19 protein-coding genes are annotated in these 23,081 nt (G+C 42.5%); 9 read left to right on the top strand and 10 right to left on the bottom strand.

Annotation, left to right across the window (positions count from 1 at the left end; genetic code table 11):
• Positions 1-10 precede the first annotated feature (10 nt).
• Positions 11-2,830: a CHAT domain-containing protein gene (locus tag FHS86_RS08015; protein WP_429412474.1), complete on the bottom strand. Its 2,820-nt coding sequence runs from the start codon at positions 2,828-2,830 to the stop codon at positions 11-13.
• 134 nt (positions 2,831-2,964) lie between these two features.
• On the opposite strand from FHS86_RS08015, the gene FHS86_RS08010 reads away from it, so the two are divergent.
• The 4 genes from FHS86_RS08010 to tpx all read left to right on the top strand — a co-directional run bounded on the left by FHS86_RS08010 (position 2,965) and on the right by tpx (position 5,139).
• Positions 2,965-3,135, top strand: a complete 171-nt coding sequence (locus FHS86_RS08010) for a hypothetical protein (RefSeq protein ID WP_429412473.1) — start codon at positions 2,965-2,967, stop codon at positions 3,133-3,135.
• Between the two features lie 321 nt (positions 3,136-3,456).
• Entirely contained in the window at positions 3,457-3,783 is a 327-nt protein-coding gene (locus FHS86_RS08005) for a TM2 domain-containing protein (protein WP_429412472.1), read from the top strand.
• A gap of 139 nt (positions 3,784-3,922) precedes the next feature.
• A complete protein-coding gene (locus FHS86_RS08000; protein ID WP_429412471.1) occupies positions 3,923-4,525 on the top strand; it encodes a thioredoxin family protein in 603 nt (200 codons plus the stop codon).
• Between the two features lie 104 nt (positions 4,526-4,629).
• A complete protein-coding gene (tpx, locus tag FHS86_RS07995; protein ID WP_429412469.1) occupies positions 4,630-5,139 on the top strand; it encodes a thiol peroxidase in 510 nt (169 codons plus the stop codon).
• A gap of 17 nt (positions 5,140-5,156) precedes the next feature.
• Here the strand turns inward: tpx and FHS86_RS07990 are convergent, their stop codons facing one another.
• On the bottom strand, positions 5,157-6,095 hold the full coding sequence (locus FHS86_RS07990; protein WP_429412468.1) for a glycosyltransferase family 2 protein: 939 nt from the start codon (positions 6,093-6,095) through the stop codon (positions 5,157-5,159).
• Between the two features lie 205 nt (positions 6,096-6,300).
• On the opposite strand from FHS86_RS07990, the gene FHS86_RS07985 reads away from it, so the two are divergent.
• The 4 genes from FHS86_RS07985 (at position 6,301) to FHS86_RS07970 (ending at position 10,649) form a co-directional block, all read left to right on the top strand.
• Positions 6,301-6,669, top strand: coding sequence for a hypothetical protein (locus FHS86_RS07985; RefSeq protein WP_429412467.1), 369 nt, complete (start codon positions 6,301-6,303; stop codon positions 6,667-6,669).
• Positions 6,670-6,767: 98 nt separating this feature from the next.
• Complete coding sequence (locus tag FHS86_RS07980) at positions 6,768-9,179, top strand: TonB-dependent receptor (protein ID WP_429412466.1); 2,412 nt, start codon at positions 6,768-6,770, stop codon at positions 9,177-9,179.
• Between the two features lie 140 nt (positions 9,180-9,319).
• The gene (locus FHS86_RS07975; protein WP_429412465.1) at positions 9,320-10,066 is read left to right on the top strand and encodes a hemerythrin domain-containing protein; all 747 of its coding nucleotides are present in this window, start codon (positions 9,320-9,322) and stop codon (positions 10,064-10,066) included.
• Between the two features lie 13 nt (positions 10,067-10,079).
• Positions 10,080-10,649, top strand: coding sequence for a response regulator transcription factor (locus FHS86_RS07970; protein WP_429412464.1), 570 nt, complete (start codon positions 10,080-10,082; stop codon positions 10,647-10,649).
• A gap of 2 nt (positions 10,650-10,651) precedes the next feature.
• On the opposite strand, the gene FHS86_RS07965 is transcribed toward FHS86_RS07970, so the two are convergent.
• On the bottom strand, positions 10,652-12,118 hold the full coding sequence (locus FHS86_RS07965) for a hypothetical protein (protein ID WP_429412463.1): 1,467 nt from the start codon (positions 12,116-12,118) through the stop codon (positions 10,652-10,654).
• A gap of 379 nt (positions 12,119-12,497) precedes the next feature.
• On the opposite strand from FHS86_RS07965, the gene glyA reads away from it, so the two are divergent.
• Complete coding sequence (gene glyA / locus FHS86_RS07960; RefSeq protein ID WP_429412664.1) at positions 12,498-13,775, top strand: serine hydroxymethyltransferase; 1,278 nt, start codon at positions 12,498-12,500, stop codon at positions 13,773-13,775.
• Positions 13,776-13,895: 120 nt separating this feature from the next.
• On the opposite strand, the gene FHS86_RS07955 is transcribed toward glyA, so the two are convergent.
• The 7 genes from FHS86_RS07955 to FHS86_RS07925 form a co-directional block, all read right to left on the bottom strand.
• Complete coding sequence (locus FHS86_RS07955) at positions 13,896-15,014, bottom strand: AI-2E family transporter (protein WP_429412462.1); 1,119 nt, start codon at positions 15,012-15,014, stop codon at positions 13,896-13,898.
• A 44-nt stretch (positions 15,015-15,058) separates the two neighbouring features.
• On the bottom strand, positions 15,059-15,820 hold the full coding sequence (locus FHS86_RS07950) for a LytR/AlgR family response regulator transcription factor (RefSeq protein WP_429412461.1): 762 nt from the start codon (positions 15,818-15,820) through the stop codon (positions 15,059-15,061).
• Between the two features lie 7 nt (positions 15,821-15,827).
• On the bottom strand, positions 15,828-16,553 hold the full coding sequence (locus FHS86_RS07945) for a LytR/AlgR family response regulator transcription factor (protein WP_429412460.1): 726 nt from the start codon (positions 16,551-16,553) through the stop codon (positions 15,828-15,830).
• A 72-nt stretch (positions 16,554-16,625) separates the two neighbouring features.
• Positions 16,626-17,519 (bottom strand): DMT family transporter, encoded by an 894-nt coding sequence (locus tag FHS86_RS07940; RefSeq protein WP_429412459.1) that lies wholly within the window; start codon positions 17,517-17,519, stop codon positions 16,626-16,628.
• Between the two features lie 77 nt (positions 17,520-17,596).
• On the bottom strand, positions 17,597-18,397 hold the full coding sequence (gene lgt, locus FHS86_RS07935) for a prolipoprotein diacylglyceryl transferase (RefSeq protein WP_429412458.1): 801 nt from the start codon (positions 18,395-18,397) through the stop codon (positions 17,597-17,599).
• A gap of 36 nt (positions 18,398-18,433) precedes the next feature.
• Positions 18,434-21,739: a preprotein translocase subunit SecA gene (gene secA, locus FHS86_RS07930; protein ID WP_429412457.1), complete on the bottom strand. Its 3,306-nt coding sequence runs from the start codon at positions 21,737-21,739 to the stop codon at positions 18,434-18,436.
• A gap of 173 nt (positions 21,740-21,912) precedes the next feature.
• A complete protein-coding gene (locus tag FHS86_RS07925) occupies positions 21,913-23,076 on the bottom strand; it encodes a type IX secretion system membrane protein PorP/SprF (RefSeq protein WP_429412456.1) in 1,164 nt (387 codons plus the stop codon).
• Between the last annotated feature and the right edge of the window lie 5 nt (positions 23,077-23,081).

The following is a 23,081-nucleotide window of genomic DNA, read 5'->3' as shown; positions in this document are numbered from 1 at the left end:
GCTGTAACCTTTAACGGGTTGCAGCTTTTCTTTTTTTAAGCGAAAGGGAACACCAAACGGCAATGAGGAAAAAAACGATGACCGATACAAACACAATTACACCAATTATTACACCATTGCTGAATTTGATGGGCGAAGGATCACCTACAAAGATATATCCTAGCCAGAAATAGGGATGTGCCTTTAAAGGATCAGCATTTCTAATGTGTTCAAGTTTTGCCATTCGCAAGGCCTCTGGCTTTGTTCTTCCTGAAAAGAGGTGCTGATAAAAATTCATCATCAATTGAGCGCTCACCTTGTCTTCTACTTCCCACAATGTCATAACGATTGAAGGACAGCCGGCATATAAAAATGCCCGCGACATACTCATTACGCCCTCTCCTCTGCGCATGACTCCTGAACCGGTATTACAGGCACTTAATACCGTTAGTCTGGCATTAAGCTTCATATTGTAAATCTCCTGTGTATTGAGGAGGCCATCTTCGATGCTGTCGCTTTCGGGAGCAAAAACCAGCTTTGAATACATTGGGATCGAATCGTTAATGATGGTATGCATGGCCAGATGAAGCAGGTCGTAAGCAGCCGCTTTTTCCTTAAAAACCGACTCGGTAGCTGCATCACCCATCAATATTTCACTGTTGTTAAAATCGGCCAGTTGCATTACTTCTTCCCTTGCGCCTGGTAAGGGACGTAAAACAGCCCTGTTAGCCTGACGGTGACGATAAGCCTCCTGGTACAAATCAAACTCGCTAAAATGGTATTCAGGAGCCAGGGCAAGTATCTTTCGGCTTTTACGTTGCCTGCTCTTAAAATAGTCGAATTGAAGGGTTGCTGAATAAGAATAGGTAATATTATAATGATAAACCAGATAGTCGAGCGAACGATAATCGATTGTTTCCGAAAGCGTACGACTTGCTATCAATGCATCAAAAGGCAAATAAGCAAGCCGGCCGTGCGGAATAATGATCAAATCGTCGGTTGATTCAGGTAAGTTCATTCCATCGATCAAGATTTTGTGCAAACGACTGGCTGCATTCAGGTAACCGGTATATTTCGCTTTATTGGTATCTCCAATGTTTTTATCGGTCAGGTGGTAATAACAGGTTTCCAAATCGCTCATGTACTGCCAGCCAATCGGATGTTGATAAAACAAATAGCCTTCGTGATCGAAAACCATGGCATAAACCATCCCCGAATCGGCATAATTTACCGGCTCGTCGACGAAATATTCAACTACCACCTGATTTCTTTTAAGCTTTCCGCTTATCTGCGACGGCGTGATTGTTGTTTTCCTGTATTTCAAAGCATAATAATCGGGGTAGTCACGCTCAAAAAGGAAGACCATGTCGTCGTGTAGGGTTTGAAGATCAAAGATCTTTCTTTCCCATTCAGCCATCAGCACATGATCTGCATCTTCGCGGGCTTTCTCGTTGTATAACAACTGGTTCAGATTGGCCAGTTGCATTTTCAACTCCCGTTCGCCCTGTACAAGCGTATCAGGAATACCCCCAAACTTTCTGGCTTTTACATCGTTAAGCGCAGCCAGCAGCGAAGCCGACTTTCCTGCTTCAGAAAAATCGAGCATTTTCTCAAAGTATTTATTTAGTTGGGTTTTCTGATAAAGTGCTGAGGCAATCTTAAAACCCTCGAGGTAAACATTATCGTATTGTTCCGATAACTCCAGCCGGCTTTCTTCTTCCAAAAAACTGATCCTGAAGTCGTATAAAAATTCCATGCTTGCCTCAGCACTTTTCAATGCCTGCTCAAGATAATTAAGTGAAGAAAATGGCTCATTCAGTTCATCGTAGAGCGAAGACACAGCATGAAGCGCCCGTGTGCGGTTAATAAATACGTCTTTTACCTGCGTTGGCGTGATAAAGTTGCCATCTCCTTCAAGATACGGTATGTGGTGATTAGGACTGCTTGAATTAAGCACCAGTGCCCTGTCGAAGGTCTCAACGGCTTCGTTCAGGAGTTCAAGCCGGCGATTTGGCTGAGCTTCCTCCTCTGCCCTGCCCATCAGATATTGTCCGTAAATTTCATAATAGTAGACAATCCAGGGATCATACTCGCTTTTGTTTTCACTCAGGATGGGCCATGCTTCTTCGAAACAAAAGGCAGCCTTGTCCAAATCGCCATCAAAGATATAGGCCTTGGCCAAAATAAGTCCCGTTTCGGCATATTGCTCCGACTGTTCATCGTATTCTTCGAGCACCTCACTTAAAATGGCAATGGCCCGGTTATATTCATTCAAATAAATGTAGCAATTCCCCAATAACTTTTTGAATCCTATCTTGTTACTTAAATTTTCATTGATCGATTTTAAAGCAGTTTCTGCTGCTTTTATATATCGTTTCTGGAAGAAATAGGTCTGAGCGACTCCATATCTGGCATCGGAATAAGCTCTTTTGTTGCTTTCCCTGAACATTTCCAGGATGACAAGCGAACGGGCATAATATTCCAGCGACTTTACATAATCGCCATATGAAAGATAAAAATAACCGATATTCGAATAGAGCCCTCCCAGCACATACTGCCTTGGAGCAGGAGATTGCGATAGTATTTCTTCGGCTTTTCCATAGTAATAAATACTATTTTTATAATCACCAAAGCGATGATACAAATCACCAAGGCGATAAAAGGGATAGGCTTTCATTTCGTTATACTCATCGAGTTGCTCCCAGATTTCAATTAAGTCAAAAAACAACTGCTCTGCTTCTGCAAACGATTTTTGATTCATCAGCTCAATTCCCTGCGTTGTCATTTCATTGGCAAGCAACTTCAAACTGTCGGTGTTCGAGGCAGAGCTTTTTAGCGAAAAAAATGGCATTTTTAACGCACTGAAAATGAGACAAATGAAAAATAATTTAAAAATTTTCATAAAAACAGGGTAACCTTTTGCCAATTATCGGAATAAATAGGTGAAGGTCAAAATTAGTGTTAATCTTTTTTACAAAATCCATTATGAAAACTTTAAACCATTTTTTTTCTGCAGAGAATGAATCATTCCGTTTAAGCAATGCTGAACTTACAGCCGTTCGTGGCGGAGAAAATCCTCCGGATGCACCAGGTGATCCATTTTTCAAAGATCAGGAAGATGGCGATGGTAGTGGCAGCAGTGACGGGGGCAACTAAGCAAGTTTTCCTACAACATATAACTGAATTAATTGGCTGATAGGAAAGCAGGCTTTTGCTTTCCTATTAAAGCGGGTATCAATATTCGGACAGGCACCAGAAGAACGAGTCAGCTTGTTCTTAATAGGAGTGCACGATCAGGTTTGCTTACAGCTTATATTATTGTCAGCTTATCCAGGGAGTAGTTCAAACAAAAATACGGGACTATTTTTGTCAGTTGAAGTGAGCATCGTTCATTTTACCGGTAAAATTGTGTAATTTACCCAATACTTATTCGTAGAAGGGTTTATAAACTGCACTTTTGGTGTAAAATTAAAAACAATGAGAACAGAAACTGAAAAATACTGCTTTAACTGCGGCGCCGCAATCGATGCGAGAGCTGCTGTATGTCCGAAGTGTGGCATACCACAACCCGACAGTATTAACAACAAAACATTCAACACCCGTTGGCTTGCCGCAGTCTTACTGTGCTGGATACTCGGAATATTTGGAGCACACCGTTTTTATCTTGGACGGACAGGCACTGGCATCCTCATGCTTATTACTGTTGGCGGACTGGGCATCTGGTATCTTGTTGATCTGATTCTGCTCATTGTGGGACGTTTGAGCGATAACAGCGGACGACTGGTTAAGCCTTACCTTGAATAAAAGGAAAACCCAATTATTAAATAGAACCTGTAAGCAAATCGTCACAGTCAGACTGTGATGGTTTGCTTCTTCCCTTTTTGCCGATAAACAATTCATGATCATCGATGGTTATTCTAGGGTATAACTAAAAAAGAAAATCATGAAACACATTATCCCTATTCTATTCCTCATGTTCACGCTGGGTACTTATGCCCAATATCCTGTTCTTGAAATTGGTGAAGCCTTGCCAGGCAGCGAAAACATGAAGTGTTCTACAACGGGTAAAACCATTGGTTTACACGATATAGCCGGAGAAAATGGCCTGCTTGTCATTTTCTCATGTAACACCTGTCCCTTTGTTATTGCCTGGGAAGATCGATATCCCATGGTAAATAAAATTGCCGGAGAAAATAAAGTAGGCATGGTTTTGCTCAATTCAAATTACACCAAACGTGATGGAGACGACTCCTATGAGGCCATGCAGGCTCACGCAAAAAAATATAGTTACCAATGGCCTTACCTTGTTGATGTGGAATCAAAACTCGCCAATGCTTTGGGAGCGCAAACAACCCCCCATGTATTTCTTTTCGATAAAAACATGAAATTGGTGTACAAGGGAGCGATCGACGACAACCATAAAAATGCAGATGAGGTAAAGGAATTCTACCTAAAAGATGCACTCAACAGCCTGGGCAAAGGCACTGAGATTAAAAATAAGGAAACCAAAAACTTAGGTTGTGGCATCAAACGTAAAACCTCGTAGTTACAGGTCATATTGTAAGCCTTTTTTGAATGAATGCAGCCAAGCGGGCAAACATTTAACAGCTTTGAACGTTCTATCTTTATTAAACAATAAATTTATTACCTATGTCAGAAAGAAAAGGATTAGTAACTTTTGCCGGCAAGCCGGTTACCTTAACAGGCAATGCCATTAAAGTTGGAGATAAAGCACCCGATTTCGTAGCAGTAAATCAGGCACTCGAAGAAGTTTCACTGTCATCGTTCGAAGGAAAAACAGTAGTTATTGCTGTATATCCGTCGATCGACACAGGCATATGTCAGAAACAAAATCATAAGTTTAACGAAATAGCCGGTTCGATGAAAGATGTGGTGGTACTTAGTGTATCACTTGATCTGCCTTTTGCTCACAAACGCTATTGTGCTGCCGAAGGGTTGAATAATATAGTCACCCTCTCGGACTACAAAGAACGAGAATTTGGGAATAAATATGGTTACCTGATTAAAGAGCTTGCATTACTGGCAAGAGGCACTGTAGTTGTCGATCAAACCGGAACAGTACGCCTGGTCGAAATTGTTCCTGAAATTACCACAGAACCCGATTACGATGCCACGCTTAAATTACTGAATGAGTTGTAAAAACTAAACGATAAATTTTAAGGCCCTACCTGTTCAATTTTGCGAATACGGTAGGGCTTTTTATTTTGCGATTCAAAATAGGTTCTCATCATGATTTCGGCCAGCAAGCCAAAAGTGATTAATTGAATTCCAGCCAATAACATCATCACTCCCAGCAACAAAAGCGGTTTTCCCCAAATGTCATGTCCCGTTAGTTTTAGTGCTAACAAATAAAGATTAATCAGTGTGCCGATAATGATGGCGAATACGCCGAGTCCGCCAAAAAGATGCATGGGCTTCTGAAGGTATTTTTTCAGGAAAACCATCACCAGCAAATCACTGACAACTTTAAAGGTCCGATTAATACCATATTTCGATTTGCCATGAACGCGGGCATGATGGTGTACATCCATCTGGGTAATAGACCCTCCCTCAAGCGCAACCAGAACCGGAATAAAACGATGCAGCTCTCCGTAAATTTTTATATTCTTAGCAATGTCGTATCTGAAAACTTTCAGCGTACAGCCATAATCCCTGATTTTCACATCGGTGGTTTGACGAATGATGGAGTTGGCAATCTGGCTGGGAATTTTTCTTAAAAACATTCCATCCTGTCGATTGGCCCTGATACCAGCCACCACATCACAATCTTCGGCCTCCAGTTTTTCAATCATAGCAGGTATATCGGCCGGATCGTTTTGCAAATCACCATCGAGCGTTACGATGTAGTTCCCTTCGGCGGTATCGATTCCTGCCTGAAGTGCCGAACTTTGACCGTAGTTCTTACGCAGTTTAACCAGTTTAAAGCGTTCGTCGCCTATTTCACGAATGCGTTCGCGGGTTTGATCAGTCGATCCATCATCGACATAAATGGCTTCGAAATCGTATGCTTCGAGTGCTTTTTTGATCTGACCGGCCAGAGGCAGTATATTTTCTTCTTCATTATAAACACAAATAACCAGGCTTAACTGCTTCATGGAGAAAGTAATTTATCGATGTATAGTTTAAAGGAAGACATCACCAAACGGATGCAAATTTAAAATAAATTCACCACAATTAGTTGTTTAAAAACGCCCGAAAACGAATATTCAGCATGCCAGCACTATTTAAATTGATAAATGACAAAAAATACCAATTAGTAATGAGGAGAAAAGTTGGCTGAATAATTATTTTTGCCAGCGCATGGATAACAAAATAAAAAATACAATAAAAAGGCTGGTGGCATTCTCACTATTCACCATCGTGAGTTTCATCACCCTTAATAACATTGTATTTATACATGCGCATCATCTTGATACGGGTGAGGTAATGACACATGCCCATCCCTTCAGTAATCCCGACAACGAACTACCTGAGAACACACACCATCACTCGACAAACGATTTCATTGTAATAGATCATCTTTTAATCTTGTTTGTTGTTTTTTTTATTGCTGTACAATTGCTTCTTTTCCAAACCAGGGTTTTAAAACACCCATGGTTCAAAAATGAAATTATCTGTTGCAGCATTAACGCTACCTTCGGCCGCTCACCTCCTTCGTCCCTTTTATAAAACCATCACTTATAATACATTCTTTATCAGTCGGCCATCGCGGCTGATTGAATATGCAATGCATTAAAAACCAAAAATTTTCTTAAAAACCAATCAATATGACCAAAATTTTCGTTGTTGTCATACTATTATTGTATACAACAATATTAAGTGGAACTGAAAATGAGCCGGTTCCAGCTGCAACAATAAACGGAACCATTTTATGTGAAGGAGAGCTGATACCCTTCATCAACGTGCTCATCGAAGGAACCAGTATAGGCACATCGAGCAACAGCAAGGGTACATTTGAACTTAAATCCTTGCCTCCGGGAAAACATACCATCATCGCAAGAGGAATTGGATACCGTCAAAATCAACAAACCATACAATTGGAAGCCGGAGATTTTAAAGAGCTTGTATTTGAACTAAAAGAAGATGTACTCCATCTTGAAAGTGTGGTGGTTACTGCCGACAGAAATGCCGTGACCCGTACCGAAGCACCAATGATTATAAACACCTTGTCTTCAAAATTATTTGAAAGGACGCAGGCCACTTCCATTGCCGACGGTCTTGATTTTACGCCCGGCTTACGCATGGAAAACAACTGTCAGAACTGTGGATTTAGTCAGGTAAGAATGAATGGTCTCGAAGGCCCCTATTCTCAGATTCTAATTAATAACCGCCCCATATTCAGTGGTTTGGCAGGGGTATACGGACTGGAACTGTTTCCCACGGGAATGGTCGACCGAATTGAGGTAGTCAGGGGAGGTGGATCTGCTTTGTTTGGAGGAAATGCCATTGCAGGTACCATCAACATTATTACCCGTGAGCCCCGTCAAAATACCTTTGAGATAAACAGTTCACTAGGCATTTTAGGAAGTGGAAACAATTTGTTAAACACCCCCTCACTCGATCGTACACTGAATCTCAATGCCTCGGTTGTTGATGAGCATAGTGGTTTGTTTGTTTATGCAATGGCCCGCGAACGGGACCCTTATGATATAAACAACGACGGCTTTTCAGAAACTGTTTTAATGGAGAACACCACCGTGGGATTCAATGCGTTCTACCAACCTGGTGACAAAAGTAAATTATTGCTTGACTATTACCGGATAGCTGAGTTCCGGAGGGGCGGAAACAGGTTTGATTACCTGCCTCATGAAGCAGATATAACAGAGCAGGTCGATCATATGATTAACGGAGCCAGTATCTCATATGATCTGTTTACTCATCAAAGCAAGTACAACCAACTTAGCATTTATGCTTCGGCTCAAACTGTTGACCGCAGCAGTTATTATGGTGCACAGCAGGATCCGTCGGCCTATGGTCAAACCAGCGATATATCTGCCTCGCTGGGTTCTCAGTATACAATGCATTTCGATCGGCTGCTCATCGCCCCATCGGTACTTATTGCAGGTATCGACAACACACTGAATACCTTAAAAGATACAAAACTGGGGAGCAATGGCCAGGAAAACTCACTGATCACCAACCAGTTGGTTAACACCATCGGCACCTTTGCCCAGAATGACTGGAACCTTGGCAGGGCAAAACTTTCATTGGGCTTGCGCTACGATCACTATCAGATAAGCGATCGGAATGCCATAGACAACAAGCCATTAACGGGCAATGTAATTGCACCCAGAACAACCCTTTTGTTGCAGCTGAGTCCCTCGGCGCAGTTAAGAGCCAGTTATGCAAAAGGATACCGGGCACCTCAGCTTTTTGATGAAGATCTTCATATCGAAGCATCGGGAGCCAAACGCGTACTCCATTCAAACTCCCCTGATCTTAAACAGGAAAGTTCGCACAGTTATACTGCCTCGTTCAACACCAACTTTTCAGCAGGAAACAATTCGGTAGAATTCTTGGCCGAAGGATTTTTTACTCAGCTAAACGATCCGTTTTCAAACGAATACCGGAAGCTTGATGACAATGGCACTTTTGAATACATGCGTATTAATGCAAGCGATGGTGCCCACGTAGCAGGTACCAACCTCGAATTAAACACAGCCTTCAATAAACAGGTGATGGCACAGCTTGGATACACCATACAGCAGGCACTTTATGATAGTCCGCAGTCGTGGGGTGAGTCAGACGAAAGTATAACACGTCGCTTTGTCCGCACCCCCAATCAGTATGGCTTTGCCACGCTTGAGTACCTGGGCATCGAGCATCTTAACCTGTCATTCACAGGCACCTATACCGGTACAATGTTGATTCCACATTTTGGACTCGATCCCAACACCAGCGATCCAGCCGAACTGGAAGCCATTGTAAGGGGTGATGTCATCACAGGAGAACGTCTTGAATCTTCGGAACATTTTTTCCACATTGGTGGAAAAATTTCCTATTGCATTGAACTGGCCGGAAATACCGATATGGAATTGGGACTTGGAATTCAAAACCTATTCAATCAAAACCAAAAGGAACACGACCGTGGTGTGTTCCGGGATGCAGGCTATATGTATGGCCCAGGGAAACCCAGAACCATCACTTTTAGTATTAAAATTGGCAATGCGCTGCATTAAAAAGAAAAGTTAAAAACAGCCAAACGAATACAATCATCGCTGTTAAAGAGAAGATATTGCATGTGGCATGAGCTTATTTTGAAAGATTCTAAATATATTTGCACTTACAGTGAATTTAAATTCAGTAAATAATTGTGTACATGAAACATTTACCAATCAACGCCAACATGAAAATGGCCGATGTGATTCATCTCGACTATCTTTTACTTCCGATCATCGGTCGTTTTGGAATCGACTTAGGCTTTGGCAATAAAACGGTGAAAGAAATATGTTCGGAGAAGGACATAAACATTGCCTTTTTCCTGGAGATCATGAACAGTTATCACAATCAGGATTATTTTATCGAAGATCAATTTCAGAATTATCCTTTAACACTGATTGTTGATTATCTGAAAAATACACACGCCTATTATGTTAACACTAAAATACCTGAACTGGAACTAATGGTGCAGCAGTTCATCGATTCAAGCTCGGAGGAAAACAAGATAAACAACAAGCTGATTGCTGACTTTTTTGAAGAATACAAACTGGAACTGATCAGGCATTTAAGACATGAGGAAAGCACCGTATTTCCATACACCCATACCCTTGAAGAAGTACTTAGAAGTGGTATTCCGCCAGAACTTCTAAAAAAAATTAAGGAAAAACCATTCAGGGACGATGATGACGACCACGGCAAACTGGAAGAAAAACTTTTTGACTTAAAGAATTTGATCATCAAATTTTTGCCTCCGGTGAAAAGAAAAGACATCATGGAAAAACTGTTAATCGAGCTCTACCGGCTCGAAGATGACCTGAACGACCATTCCAGAATAGAGGACAAGGTATTAATTCCCAAAGTTATTCAGCTTGAACAAAAAATACTCGAACTAGGTGCTTCATTATAAAAACAAAACGATAGTGATACTGGCAACCGACCGGTACCTGATCAGGGTTGGCCTTCAAAGCTTAATCAGCCACATTGGTGTAGAAGCCGATTTTCAGCTTGTTGATCATTTGGATGAAAGATTTCTGCAACAGTTTTCGGAGCATGATTATTTAATTGTACATCACAACATGCTTTATAGTAATCATAAAGAACAACTCGACAACTTCAAAAAAGCGTTTAAAGGCAGTGTACTGGTAATATGCAACAAACTAATTGCCAATAGCTTTCATCCTCACATCCTAAACATCGATGATGGAGAAGAGAAAGTATTGGAAACACTACAAAACTTTTTTTCCAGTTATGAACAACACGAAAATGCTTCGGATGATTCGGTACTCAGCGCACGTGAAACCGATATTTTAAAGGAAGTTGCCCTGGGTTATTCCAATAAGGAAATTGCCGACAAACTGTTCATAAGCATCAATACGGTAATCACACATCGAAAAAATCTGACAGAAAAGCTGGGAATCAAAACAATATCGGGTTTGACGGTGTATGCAATGATGAACAAGCTGATCAACCCCGACGAGGTAAACGTCTGAAATCAGTAAGTTACCAACTCTTCAACCGTTCCATAGCTTACAGTTCCCGAAGAGCCCCAATCACCTGAATTCCCACTGCTGCCAGTGTTTCCGGAAGAACCATCACGTCCTTTGGGATCACCCTGTCCTCCATCTCCGGCAGAACCCGCACTTCCGCCAAAGCCTCCTGTCCCAAACCATCCACCGTTTGAATCGGGAACGATCAATTGGCGATAAGGTGCTGCATCGTCAGTAAAATAAACATAAATATTTCCTCCGTCACCACCATTGCCACCATAACCACCGTAGGCGCCATCGCCACCGTCACCACCATCCTGTCCGCGTCCCTGCCAGCGTTCAACCTTACTGGTGCTATCGCTTAGAACAACCGTTCGCTCGCGCCATCGACCTGCATTCCCGTCACCACCATCGCCACCATCACCGCCCCGCCCGCCAGTACCTCCGGAACCGCCGTGCGATATAACGTGCAACAGTCCACCATTGGTATTGATCAGAAAATGATACGATTTACCAGTCCAGAGATTTTCTCCATAAACATACAACATGGGTGCAGCTAAAAGTGAATCGAAATAATAATCGACCCAAACTCCCATGTCGGGTCCATCGTCTCCGTTTCCACCATCTCTTCCATTTTCTCCGTGCCGTCCATCCGCACCGGATGATCCATCGGAACCATCGCGACCATTAGAACCATGGTAACCATCGCTACCACCCAGCACAAAACGTTGCTCTGCCTTATAATCCATAGCCAGCGTATAGGTATAACTTATATCGGGATTTCTTAACGGACGGGCAGTAATGCTTATTTGATGCTTATTCAGTTTATTAAAATCCTTTTCGATGTAGCAACGGCTTTCCTTTATGGAAACACCTTCGTTTTCAAATTCAAAAAGATGGCTAAAACGACTGTTCCAGCGATTCAATATTTCCAATTCTTCTCCATTGTTAAAGCTTACAAGCATCTTAAATCTGAAACTATAGCCGGGAGTTGGCACAACATCGGTGATGGGAATCAGCTGTATCTTTTCTTCATAATTCAACGGAAGTATGAGCTTTTGCTTCATTTTGGGTGCGCCATACGGATTGATCGAAATGCTCACATGCTTTCCTTTGGAAGGCAGAAGTGTTTCATCGATGAAAAGAGATCCGTTACTGTAACTTCCACCTTCTATATCAATTTCAAACTTACCCCATAAAGTATTGAAGAAACGGGGATCAATGGTGCTTTTCACCTTCCCGTTATTCTGATATACAATGATTCCAATTGGAAATGAGCCACCAGGTACACGCAATACCTCACTGTCGCATACAATTTTAAAGGAATCGATTTTCTGGTGATAAGGCTTCCAAAACGCCGGCGAATGGTTAACAAAAAATAGTAACAACAGCCCGGTCAGCAAAAAGGTAACATGAAAGAACCTGTTTAGTCCCAACAGGTACCAGTGTTTATTTTTCTTTTTCGTCATCATCTGATTTTCATTTAGAATTTGTAAACAAAAAAGTTAACAGAACCTAAAAGCTGACTATCGGCTACCATATTGCCGGTATAGCATGTAATTTCGAATTCACCTCGTCTTATCGAAACCGCTGGTATCAGCACTTAATAATACAAAGGTTAAAACACAATTTTTATACCAAAGCGAATTGATGAATGAAGGGATTATTAACAAAATTTTATGGACAGCCTGGCGGAGCTAAATTTAAACCGGCTATTGTATGAAAAAGCTTATCTTTGCTTTTTCATTCATCCTGTTTAATGAGCAGTTTAAATCCGATCAGGAGATGAAAACAGACTTCGACTCAAAAATATTACATATTGATAACCAACAACTTAAAATACATATTCGGATGAAACGTGACGCATTAGTTTTCGACATCATTGCAAAAGAAAAACACCGCCAGTTGAGTGGGATCGAATTAATTGCATCAGAGAATTTCGTGAGCGACCAGGTAATGGAAGCAATGGGATCGGTAATGACCAACAAGTATGCCGAAGGCTATCCGGGACACCGGTACTATGGTGGTTGTCAGTTTGTAGACATGACCGAACAGCTGGCCATCGACAGGATTAAGAAACTGTATGGTGCAGCCTATGCCAATGTACAGCCCCACTCGGGCGCACAGGCCAATGCTGCGGTATTAAGTGTAGTACTGAAGCCAGGTGATAAATTTTTAGGACTGGATCTTTCACACGGAGGACATTTGTCGCACGGTTCACCGGTCAACTCATCGGGCATACTTTACCAGCCAATTGCTTACAAGGTAAGTCAGGACGGGTTCGTCGATTACGATGAAATGGAACAACTTGCGATCAAAGAGCAGCCCAAACTGATCATTGGAGGTGCATCGGCCTATTCGCGTGACTGGGATTACGAACGCATGCGTGCCATTGCTGACAAGGTGGGTGCCCTGTTCATGGTCGACATGGCTCATCCGGCAGGTCTCATTGCTGCTGGTTTATTGAAAAACCCCGTAAAGCATGCTCACATCGTTACTTCAACTACTCATAAAACTTTACGTGGGCCCCGTGGAGGAATCATCCTCATGGGTGAAGATTTTGAAAATCCCTGGGGAATCAGCACCAAAAAAGGCGAGGTGCGCATGATGTCGGCCCTGCTAAATTCTTCAGTATTTCCAGGCCAGCAGGGAGGTCCACTCGAGCATGTGATCGCAGCCAAGGCAGTTGCTTTTGGTGAAGCACTCGACCCTTCCTTCAATGTATACCAGAGCCAGGTACAGAAGAATGCAGCCGTCATGGCACAAGCCTTTGTTGATGCAGGATACAAGGTAATTTCGGGAGGTACCGACAACCATTCGATGCTGATCGACCTCAGAACCAAGTACCCCGACGTAACCGGAAAACAAGTTGAAAACGCATTGGTAAAAGCCGATCTTACCGTCAATAAAAACATGGTGCCTTTCGATAGCCGCTCACCCTTCCAGACTTCGGGATTAAGGGTTGGAACACCGGCCATCACCACCCGTGGTGCAAAAGAAGACCTGATGCCGGCGATTGTTGAAATGATCGATACGGTAATTGCTTCATTCGAGGACGAAAATGTGATTGACAGTGTACGCAAAAAAGTGAATCAAACCATGAAGGACTATCCTTTGTTTGCCTGGTAGTACCTCATCAAAACAATAAAAAAAGGCTGCAATTTCAATAATTGCGGCCTTTTTTATGGTCATCGGGTCAAAATACTGATCTGCAATTTTTAGATTCAATAAAGCGATCCAGCATGTTCTTTAATCAGCTTCCGTTTTTTTTAGGTTTTCTGTCAGTTTCCTGATGAGCTTGATTTCTGACAAAAATTCAGCAGCAAGTACCCTGAAAATGGTATATACAGGAATCGCCAGTATCATGCCTACCACACCGGCAAGACTTCCGGCAGCCAGGATTACAAGAAAAATCTCCATAGGATGTGCCTTAACACTACTGGAATAAATCAGTGGTTGAAACAGGATGTTGTCAATCACCTGTACCGAAACAAAAACCACGACCATCAAACCGAGCAAAGGCAGGGTTTGCGACATAAAATCGGCATTAATATTAATGGCCAAACCAATAAGCACTCCGGCTGCACTTCCGAGCCAGGGCCCTACGTAGGGTATTACATTGAATAAACCACAAAACATTCCTATCACAATGGCATCACTAAAGTCGAGGCCAATAATGGTCAGTCCGAGGGTATCGAGCGCCATTACCATGATGATTTCAAGGATAATACCAATAAAATAACGACGAAGCAGGTAGGCAATCCGGTCGATGTTCTTCGAAACCCGCTCTTCGAGCCCTACCGGAACCAACAACATAATTCCATCGCGAAACATGGTTTCCTCGCGCAAAAAGAAAAAGGTAATAAAAGTGACTGAGAAAAGCCCAATGAGCAAACTGCCCAGCATTCCGGCAATGGTCCCAAACAAGTCGGTTACCTGCGATACCTTGAAGAAAGAACTGACACGATCACCAAGCAAAGTAAAAATGGATCCGTCGGTCAGGGTGATTGATTCGCCATACAGAAATTCGGTAAACTGACTAAGCGGTACTTCCAGCTGCCTGAGATACTTATTTACGTCGACCTTTGCCAGTTCTTCAAATTCACTGGCCAATAGCGGTATCATAAAACGAAAAAGACTAAAAAAGAAAATCCACAAAGCAAGCAGGGTGATCAGTGCACTTACTGAACGCCCCAGATGAAAGCGGCCAATATGAATTTTTTTTAATCTGCGAACCAGCGGACGACCAATCATGGCCAGGATGGCCGAAATGATGATGTAAGTAACAATCGATCGAAAGTACCACATCAGAAACAATACCAGCAAAACGCCGAATATTAACAAGATATTCCTAAGCCTTCGGTTCATTGTGCATCATTTTAGTTTAGTAAATTCACAAAAACTGGCATGAATTATCCCAGTTTCAGCAACTGCATCTCTTCAAATTTTTTAAACACATTTCTTGTTACAATAAATTCCTGTTGTTCTGCTGTGTTACAGTTCAGATAACATTTCCTGTTGCGGGTGTCAATTTTACAAATGTACTTCAGGTTGATGATGATCGACCGGTTAATGCGCATAAAACCCTGCTGGCTCAATTCTTCTTCAATATCAATCAACGCCACTTTAATTTTTTCGGTTTGATTGTTTTGAAGCACCAACTCGGTACGTTCACGACCTGAGCGTATGTACACAATTTGATCGGGCGCTACAAAAAGATAGCCCTTATGGGTTTTAAACCGCATCTTCTGCGGCACCATTTTAGCCCTGGTTTTTATGTTGGCAGGCCTGCTTTGCTCTTCATCAAGTACCTTTATCACCTTATCCAGCACATTCATTACCTCGTTAAGTCCGAATGGTTTAACAAGGTAATCGAGCGGTCTGACCTGCAATGCTTCAGGAGCATAATTACGATAGGCTGTTGTAAATACAATGATCAGATGATGATCTTCCTTTCGAACTCTGCGGGCAAACTGCAGTCCGTCTTCATGGGGCATATTAATATCGAGAAACAAAACATCGGGATGATGTGATTCAATCAACTTCATGACATTTTCGGTACTCTCTTCATTTCCAACAATTTCAACATTGTCATTAATTTCGAGATATTTTTGCAGGATGATTCGGGCTGAGCGATCATCATCTACAAGCAGTACTTTTATTGCCCTGTTCATATTTCCCTTATAATAGTTGGTTCTCTTCAAATTTTTTCAACTGCTGACGGGTGAGTTTAAACTCTTTGATCTTACCATCGTACTCAATAAGACAACGTTCGTTCCTTTTATCGATCAGCTTAATCAATTTTATATTGATAATCACCGCCCTGTTTACTCTCAGAAAATAGTAATCGCTTACTAATTTTTCAATCTTTCCCAAATAGTAGCTTGAATATACAGTCTTTCCATCTTTAAGAAAAATAGTAGTATAGGAGCCATCGGCTTTAAAATAGGCGACTTCCTCTAAATCAAGTACCTGATAACCACTATTGGTACTAAGACGAATTTTCTCGGGTGCCGGAAGCTCCTCCTCGTTACGTTCGATGTGCTTTCCTAAATAAATCAGTGCATTTTGGATCGATTCTGCCAATTGCTGATCGTCGACAGGTTGTACCAGAAAGTCGAAAACATTGCTGCGTATGGCCTCAATGGCATTGTTGGCATCATTGGCAATCACAATTACGGGTATTTTAATTTTCAGGTGATTCAACAAGGCTACCAGATCGAATGCCGATCTGAACGAGAGAACTTCGGAGCAGATGATCAAATCAACATGGCTTTCGAGCAAAACAAACAAAGCATCTTCAGCCGAAGTACTTTCAAGCACTTCGACATTGGGCACCAGTTTTATCACTCTGTCACTGTAATACTTTCGTGTATCGGCCAATCCATCAACTACCAGCAGTTTCATCTTTCTTAATTCGGATTTAGATTAAACAGTACCAATTTAATACTAAATGATAAAAACTAAAAATCATTTATATCAATGTAAAAAGAATACTGCAATGCCCGCCACTGCCAACAAGGCCCCAAGAGCCTCATTTAGTGTGAGTTTCTCTTTTAAAATTAAATGTGAGGGCAACAAAATAAATACAGGAACTGTGGCCATTAGCGTGGAAGCAATCCCTACCGAAGTATGTTGAAAAGCAACCATCCCAAGGGAAACTCCCAGAAAAGGACCAAAAAATGAACCGATCAACAAGGCTTTGGATGCTTGTTTGTTTCGGATGCCGGCATTGACCATCTTCCAGCGTTTCATCAGGGTGATCATAATTGCAAAACCTGCAATCCCGGTAATGACGCGTATTTGTGATGCAGCAAAAGGGTCATAATCGCCCATTCCTATTTTACTAAAAACAGCTCCTACCCCCTGCCCTACAGCTCCTACAAAAGCAAACAAGATGCCTTTAAGCGGGTAACGGCGTTTTTTAATGCCATTCTCCACATCTTTTTTCAAAATTACGATTGATACGCCCAGTATGACCAGGGTCATCCCCAAACTGTTTAACCAGCTAAAGCCCTCTCCCATCATGAACCAGCCAAGCAAGGCAGCAATGGGAGGAGCCATGGTCATGATGAGCATCGAAATTTTTGAACTGATGAATTCGTAGGATTTAAAAAGAAAAAAATCGCCCAGAACAAAGCCGATTACACCAGAAATACTCAAATAAATCCAGGCCTTTAGTGGCGCATCGAAGGGCAGCCACTGGTTCATAAAAATTTTGGTATAGGCCACATAAAAGAGAAAAGCCAGTACCAGGCGGATAAGGTTGACCGAAACCGATCCGATACGGCGCGAGGCCACCTGAAAACTCATGGCAGTTGCTGTCCAGCAAACTGCAGTGGCCAAACCGGCCAATTCACCTGTGTATGTCATTGTAGCATTTTATTACCCGCCAACACATTCAAAAAAAAAATCTATTTACAAAAAAGGAGCCTTTGTGGCCCCTTTCACTATTTTTTTATCAGCCGTTTATTACCAATCCATACAAGCAGTAAACCGCCCAGCACAAAAGGTATGCTTAACCATTGTCCCATATTCAATAACATATCAGCCTCAAAAGCTTCCTGATTTTCTTTGATGAATTCGATGAAAAACCTGGCTGTGAAAATCATGATAAAAAAGATACCGCTTAACATGCCTATTTTATCCTTAATCGACGTTTTCCAGTACAACCAGCGAAGTACAATAAAGGTAAGCAGGTAAGCCAGTGCTTCGTAAAGCTGGGTTGGATGCTTGGGTACCGTTTCGCCATTGAGTTCAAAAATGAAACCCCAGGGCAAGCTGGTCTCAACTCCATAAATTTCAGAATTGAACAAATTCCCCAAACGGATCAGCATGGCTACCAATGCAGTAGGAATCACCACCCGGTCGATGGTCCAGAAAACATTTCGCTTTGTTACCTTCTTGGAGAAGATCATTAAAGCAATGAATATTCCCAGAGCTCCTCCATGACTTGCAAGTCCGCCTTTCCACACCATGAAAATTTCAAGCAGGTGTTGCGAGTAATAGTCCCAGCCATAAAAAATTACATGGCCTAAACGGGCACCCACAATGGTGGCTATTACCAGGTACATCAACAATGAATCGAGCCATTGCTGGTTTTCCTTCTCATGTTTAAACTGCTTTTCAACAATTTTGTAACCGATAATGAAGCCCATGGCGAACATCAGACCATACCAGCGAACTGACAAAAAGCCCAAACCAAAAATCTCGGGATCAACGCTCCAGTGAATATAACTGAGAAAAGACATGTAGCTAATGTTTTAGTTCAATATTGAAAAACAAAATTAAGCCGGGCTTCCGGCACCGTGGCAATTCTTGTATTTTTTACCACTACCGCATGGACACAGATCGTTTCGCCCCACCTTTTTTTCGGTACGCACCGGTTGCGCTTTTTTGGGTTCATCATTGGCTGTACGCCCTCCGCCTTCGAGACTCGAACGCCCTGTTTGCATGTGACTCATGTCGGTGCGTTTACGCTCCTCGGCCTGACGAACCTGTTCAGGATCTGAAATCGGAATGTGCCCTTTGGTGAGCGTTGATACCACTTTCCGGTTCACGCTGTTGATCATTTGCTTAAAGAGGCTGAAAGACTCCAGTTTATAAATAAGCAGCGGATCCTTTTGCTCATAGGCAGCATTTTGAACCGACTGACGCAGATCGTCCATTTCGCGCAACTGTTCTTTCCAGGCTTCATCAATGGTCGACAACATCACCTGCTTTTCAAACGATTTGGCCACTTCTTTACCACGATTGTTGTAGGCCTTCTCGAGATTGGTCACAATCTGATACATGCGTTTTCCATCGGTAAACGGAACCACAATGTTTTTATACTGATGTGCCTTCGTTTCGTAAACTTTCTTTATCACCGGATATGCCTGAGTGGCAACTTGTTCCTTTTTCCTTGTATAGCCATCAAGCAAGGCCCTGAATACCTTTTCAATTTTATCTTCTGTTGATAAGTTCTTAAAATCCTCATGCGAAAAAGGTGGCTCAGCCGATGCAATGCGCAACAGTTCAAGCTTGAACTGATCGAAATCACCGTCCTGGTATTCATTGATCAGTTCTTCCACCGAATCGTAAAGGTTATTCATGATATCCACCTCGACACGGTCGCCAAAAAGGGCATGACGACGACGTTTGTAAATTACCTCGCGCTGCGAGTTCATTACATCGTCGTATTCGAGCAGACGCTTACGAATTCCAAAGTTGTTTTCTTCTACTTTTTTCTGCGCCCGTTCAATTGATTTTGAAATCATTGAATGCTGAATAACTTCACCTTCCTTCAGGCCCATGCGGTCCATTACACTTGTAATGCGTGCGGTTCCAAACAAACGCATCAGATCATCCTCGAGCGACACGAAGAACTGTGACGACCCCGGATCGCCCTGACGACCTGCACGCCCGCGTAACTGGCGGTCAACCCGCCGGGAGTCGTGGCGTTCTGAACCGATGATGGCCAAACCTCCGGCCTCCTTCACTTCTTTCGACAGTTTGATATCGGTACCACGACCTGCCATGTTGGTAGCAATGGTTACCGTACCGGCTTTACCGGCTTCGGCCACAATATCGGCTTCCCGCTGGTGCAGCTTGGCATTCAATACGTTGTGTTTAATGCCTTTCATGGTGAGCATGCGACTCAGCAATTCGGAAATTTCAACCGAAGTGGTACCAACCAAAATCGGACGTCCCGCCTTATTCAGTACGCCAATTTCGTCAATAATGGCATTGTATTTTTCTCTTTTCGTTTTATACACCAGATCTTCGCGGTCGTCGCGAACAATGGGACGATTGGTAGGAATAACCACCACATCGAGTTTGTAGATGTCCCACAATTCACCAGCTTCGGTCTCGGCAGTACCGGTCATACCAGCCAGTTTGTGGTACATTCTGAAATAATTCTGAAGCGTAATGGTTGCAAAGGTTTGTGTTGCAGCTTCCACTTTTACACGCTCCTTGGCTTCGATGGCCTGATGCAAACCATCGGAATAACGACGGCCTTCCATGATACGGCCTGTTTGTTCGTCAACAATCTTCACCTTATTGTCGATCACCACATATTCCACATCATTCTCAAAGAGTGCATAGGCCTTCAGCAACTGGCTCAGGGTATGCACCCGTTCCGATTTTACCCCGTAACTTTGCAGCATTTCGTCTTTCTTGGCCAGCCGCTCTTCGGGGGTGAGCGTTGTTTCATTTTCGAGCATCGACAATTCCGATGCAATGTCGGGCAATACAAAGAAATTGGGATCTTCCACATCGCCCGAAATCAGATCGATCCCCTTATCGGTCAGTTCAACCGAATTGTGTTGTTCTTCAATAATGAAATAAAGCGGATCGGTTACCACATGCATGTGCTTGTTGTTATCCTGCATGTAGTAATTTTCTGTTTTCTGCATTTGTGCCTTAATGCCTTCTTCACTTAAGAACTTGATAATGGCATTGGTTTTTGGTAAACCTTTGTGTGCCCGATAAAGCAGCAAAGCACCTTCCTCGAGTTCCTTTTTAGTGGCATTTTCCTTGTTAAGCAAACGCTTGGCATCGGCCAGCAGACTGGTAACCAGCTTACGCTGGGCCGCTACAAGTTTCTCTACTTTAGGCCGAAACTCCATAAAAAGCTCATCGCCGGTTGCTTTGGGCACCGGACCCGAAATAATCAAAGGGGTACGTGCATCGTCAATCAGTACCGAGTCCACCTCATCGACAATGGCATAATGATGCTTGCGCTGCACAAGGTCTTCGGGATTGATGGCCATGTTGTCGCGCAGGTAGTCAAAACCAAATTCGTTATTGGTTCCAAAGGTGATATCGGCATTGTATGCCTTGCGTCGTTCTTCAGAATTGGGCCGGTGCTTATCGATGCAATCGACCGACAAGCCATGAAACTGATAAATCGGACCCATCCATTCGGAGTCACGTTTGGCCAGGTAATCGTTCACTGTAACCAGATGTACTCCCTTTCCGGTAAGCGCATTCAGGAAAACAGGAAGCGTTGCCACAAGTGTTTTACCTTCACCCGTAGCCATTTCGGCAATACTTCCGTTGTGAAGTGCAACACCACCAATCAGCTGTACATCGTAGTGAACCATGTCCCAAACCACTTCATTTCCACCGGCGATCCACCGGTTTTTCCAAATGGCCTTTTCCCCTTCGATGCTTACATGGTCGTATTGCGCTGCCATATCACGATCGAAATCGTTGGCACTTACTTCAATGGTGTTGTTTTCGGTAAAGCGACGGGCCGTGTCTTTCACAATTGAGAAAGCCACCGGAAGCACTTCTTTCAGTACTTCTTCAATTTTTTTATCGATGTTTTCATTGAGTTTATCGATCCGGTCGTAAATTTTTTCACTCTCTTCAATCGATGCTTCCTCTGCTTGGGCCTGTAGTTCGGCTATTTCGTCTTCTTCGGCTTTAATGTATTCGTTAATTCTTTTTCGTACCAGTGCTGTTTCTGCTCTTAACTCATCGTGTGAGAGCGCTTTTATACGCTCATATTCAGCTTTTACAGTCTCTACTACCGGCATTATTTCTTTAATATCACGGTCGGATTTTGTACCAAAAAGATTACTTAAAAAATCGGCGATTCCCATATCTAATGCTATTATTTTTCAGCTTACACAAAAGTAATCTAATTGTAGAAGTATTAAAACGCGAAAGCAGATATTTTGCCCCGTTTAACGAAAGTTAAATATGTGAAAGCAGGGTAATACGACCGCTTACATCACTTTTCACAAGCAATGTATAACGCCACCGAAGCTACTGTTTATTTCCAGGTATTGCTTCCTCCCAGCTGACGATCGGTTTTATCCCGGCTTATGTTGAAGGTTAACGAGATTTGATTTCCACCGAAATAACCCGGAATTTCAACATTTGGATTAAAATTATAGGCGTACATAATTGAATAATTCAGGAAATCGATGGCAATATAAGGCTGAAGTAAAGTATAAGGTTTGAAATTACGCTTGTGATTAATATGCAGCCCGGTAATCAACTGGTACTTCATTTGCCGGCGGATGGATGTAATGGACTCATAAAAATTCCAGTTCACGGCCATGTCGAGAAACACTTCCATACTTTGCGAGCGGGGAGCATACATAATGGCTGTTTTGGGTATGAAGTTAATTTCGAAGTTCGTTTGTTCGGTAATGGTGAAGAACTTAAGCTTCAAATCAAAAACAAGTCGCGGTGAATAAATTGAATCGTAAATTGAATAGCCTGAAGAAAGCACCGTTGTGTCGTTATCAACTATGGAAACTTCATCACCGTATAGAATATTTCCATCTTCAAAGCCATTTTTTGTATTGGTCAAATTCAATACCGTGAAACCAAAATCAGCAAAGGTATTTTGATAAATGGCACCTACATCCAGCATGAAATTGGCTTTCATCATCGTTTCGTTTAAAGGCGGAATCAAATTATCAAAACCATTGTCAATGATAATTCCGTCGTTGTTGGTCATTTTATTCCGGTCGAAGCCGGTAATCAACAGGCGCGGAGTAAAAGCCAGCACCATTTTCCTGGGAAGCTTTGTTTTTACATTCGGACTCAGACGAAGATGATAACCATAGGTCAAACCGAAATTGTATTCATATTGCGGTCCGAAATTGTAATTCAGCATTTGAAAACCCAATGCCGTATTTCCAAATTTTGAAAAGAACTTATTGATTTTGCCGTCCTTCTCAAGCAGATAGCCTTCCCCCAGCCTCGAATGCGCCGAAAAGATCATGCTGCGTGGAGAAGCGGCTCCCATACCGCTAAAACGCGTATCGTAGGCCAGGTTAACCGCATAATGATTATTATTTCCCACGTAAGCCGGGTTCATGTAATAATCGTCGAAAACGTAATAATTGTATTGTCTTACATCCTGTTGTGGCATGGCCAGCTTGGTAAAACAAAGTATCATCGATATCAGTAAAATCTTTTTCATATAGC

The sequence above is a fragment of the Roseimarinus sediminis genome (assembly GCF_050433125.1).
GTDB lineage: Bacteria > Bacteroidota > Bacteroidia > Bacteroidales > Prolixibacteraceae > Roseimarinus > Roseimarinus sediminis.
Note: the sequence above shows the minus strand (reverse complement) of the source record. Positions and strands in the feature narration are given on the sequence as shown.

Coding starts and splice junctions, on each gene's coding strand:
- FHS86_RS08015 (WP_429412474.1), bottom strand. CDS start 2,830: ATGCCATTTTTTTCGCTAAAAAGCTCTGCCTCGAACACCGACAGTTTG.
- FHS86_RS08010 (WP_429412473.1), top strand. CDS start 2,965: ATGAAAACTTTAAACCATTTTTTTTCTGCAGAGAATGAATCATTCCGT.
- FHS86_RS08005 (WP_429412472.1), top strand. CDS start 3,457: ATGAGAACAGAAACTGAAAAATACTGCTTTAACTGCGGCGCCGCAATC.
- FHS86_RS08000 (WP_429412471.1), top strand. CDS start 3,923: ATGAAACACATTATCCCTATTCTATTCCTCATGTTCACGCTGGGTACT.
- tpx (WP_429412469.1), top strand. CDS start 4,630: ATGTCAGAAAGAAAAGGATTAGTAACTTTTGCCGGCAAGCCGGTTACC.
- FHS86_RS07990 (WP_429412468.1), bottom strand. CDS start 6,095: ATGAAGCAGTTAAGCCTGGTTATTTGTGTTTATAATGAAGAAGAAAAT.
- FHS86_RS07985 (WP_429412467.1), top strand. CDS start 6,301: ATGGATAACAAAATAAAAAATACAATAAAAAGGCTGGTGGCATTCTCA.
- FHS86_RS07980 (WP_429412466.1), top strand. CDS start 6,768: ATGACCAAAATTTTCGTTGTTGTCATACTATTATTGTATACAACAATA.
- FHS86_RS07975 (WP_429412465.1), top strand. CDS start 9,320: ATGAAACATTTACCAATCAACGCCAACATGAAAATGGCCGATGTGATT.
- FHS86_RS07965 (WP_429412463.1), bottom strand. CDS start 12,118: ATGATGACGAAAAAGAAAAATAAACACTGGTACCTGTTGGGACTAAAC.
- glyA (WP_429412664.1), top strand. CDS start 12,498: ATGAAACGTGACGCATTAGTTTTCGACATCATTGCAAAAGAAAAACAC.
- FHS86_RS07955 (WP_429412462.1), bottom strand. CDS start 15,014: ATGAACCGAAGGCTTAGGAATATCTTGTTAATATTCGGCGTTTTGCTG.
- FHS86_RS07950 (WP_429412461.1), bottom strand. CDS start 15,820: ATGAACAGGGCAATAAAAGTACTGCTTGTAGATGATGATCGCTCAGCC.
- FHS86_RS07945 (WP_429412460.1), bottom strand. CDS start 16,553: ATGAAACTGCTGGTAGTTGATGGATTGGCCGATACACGAAAGTATTAC.
- FHS86_RS07940 (WP_429412459.1), bottom strand. CDS start 17,519: ATGACATACACAGGTGAATTGGCCGGTTTGGCCACTGCAGTTTGCTGG.
- lgt (WP_429412458.1), bottom strand. CDS start 18,397: ATGTCTTTTCTCAGTTATATTCACTGGAGCGTTGATCCCGAGATTTTT.
- secA (WP_429412457.1), bottom strand. CDS start 21,739: ATGGGAATCGCCGATTTTTTAAGTAATCTTTTTGGTACAAAATCCGAC.
- FHS86_RS07925 (WP_429412456.1), bottom strand. CDS start 23,076: ATGAAAAAGATTTTACTGATATCGATGATACTTTGTTTTACCAAGCTG.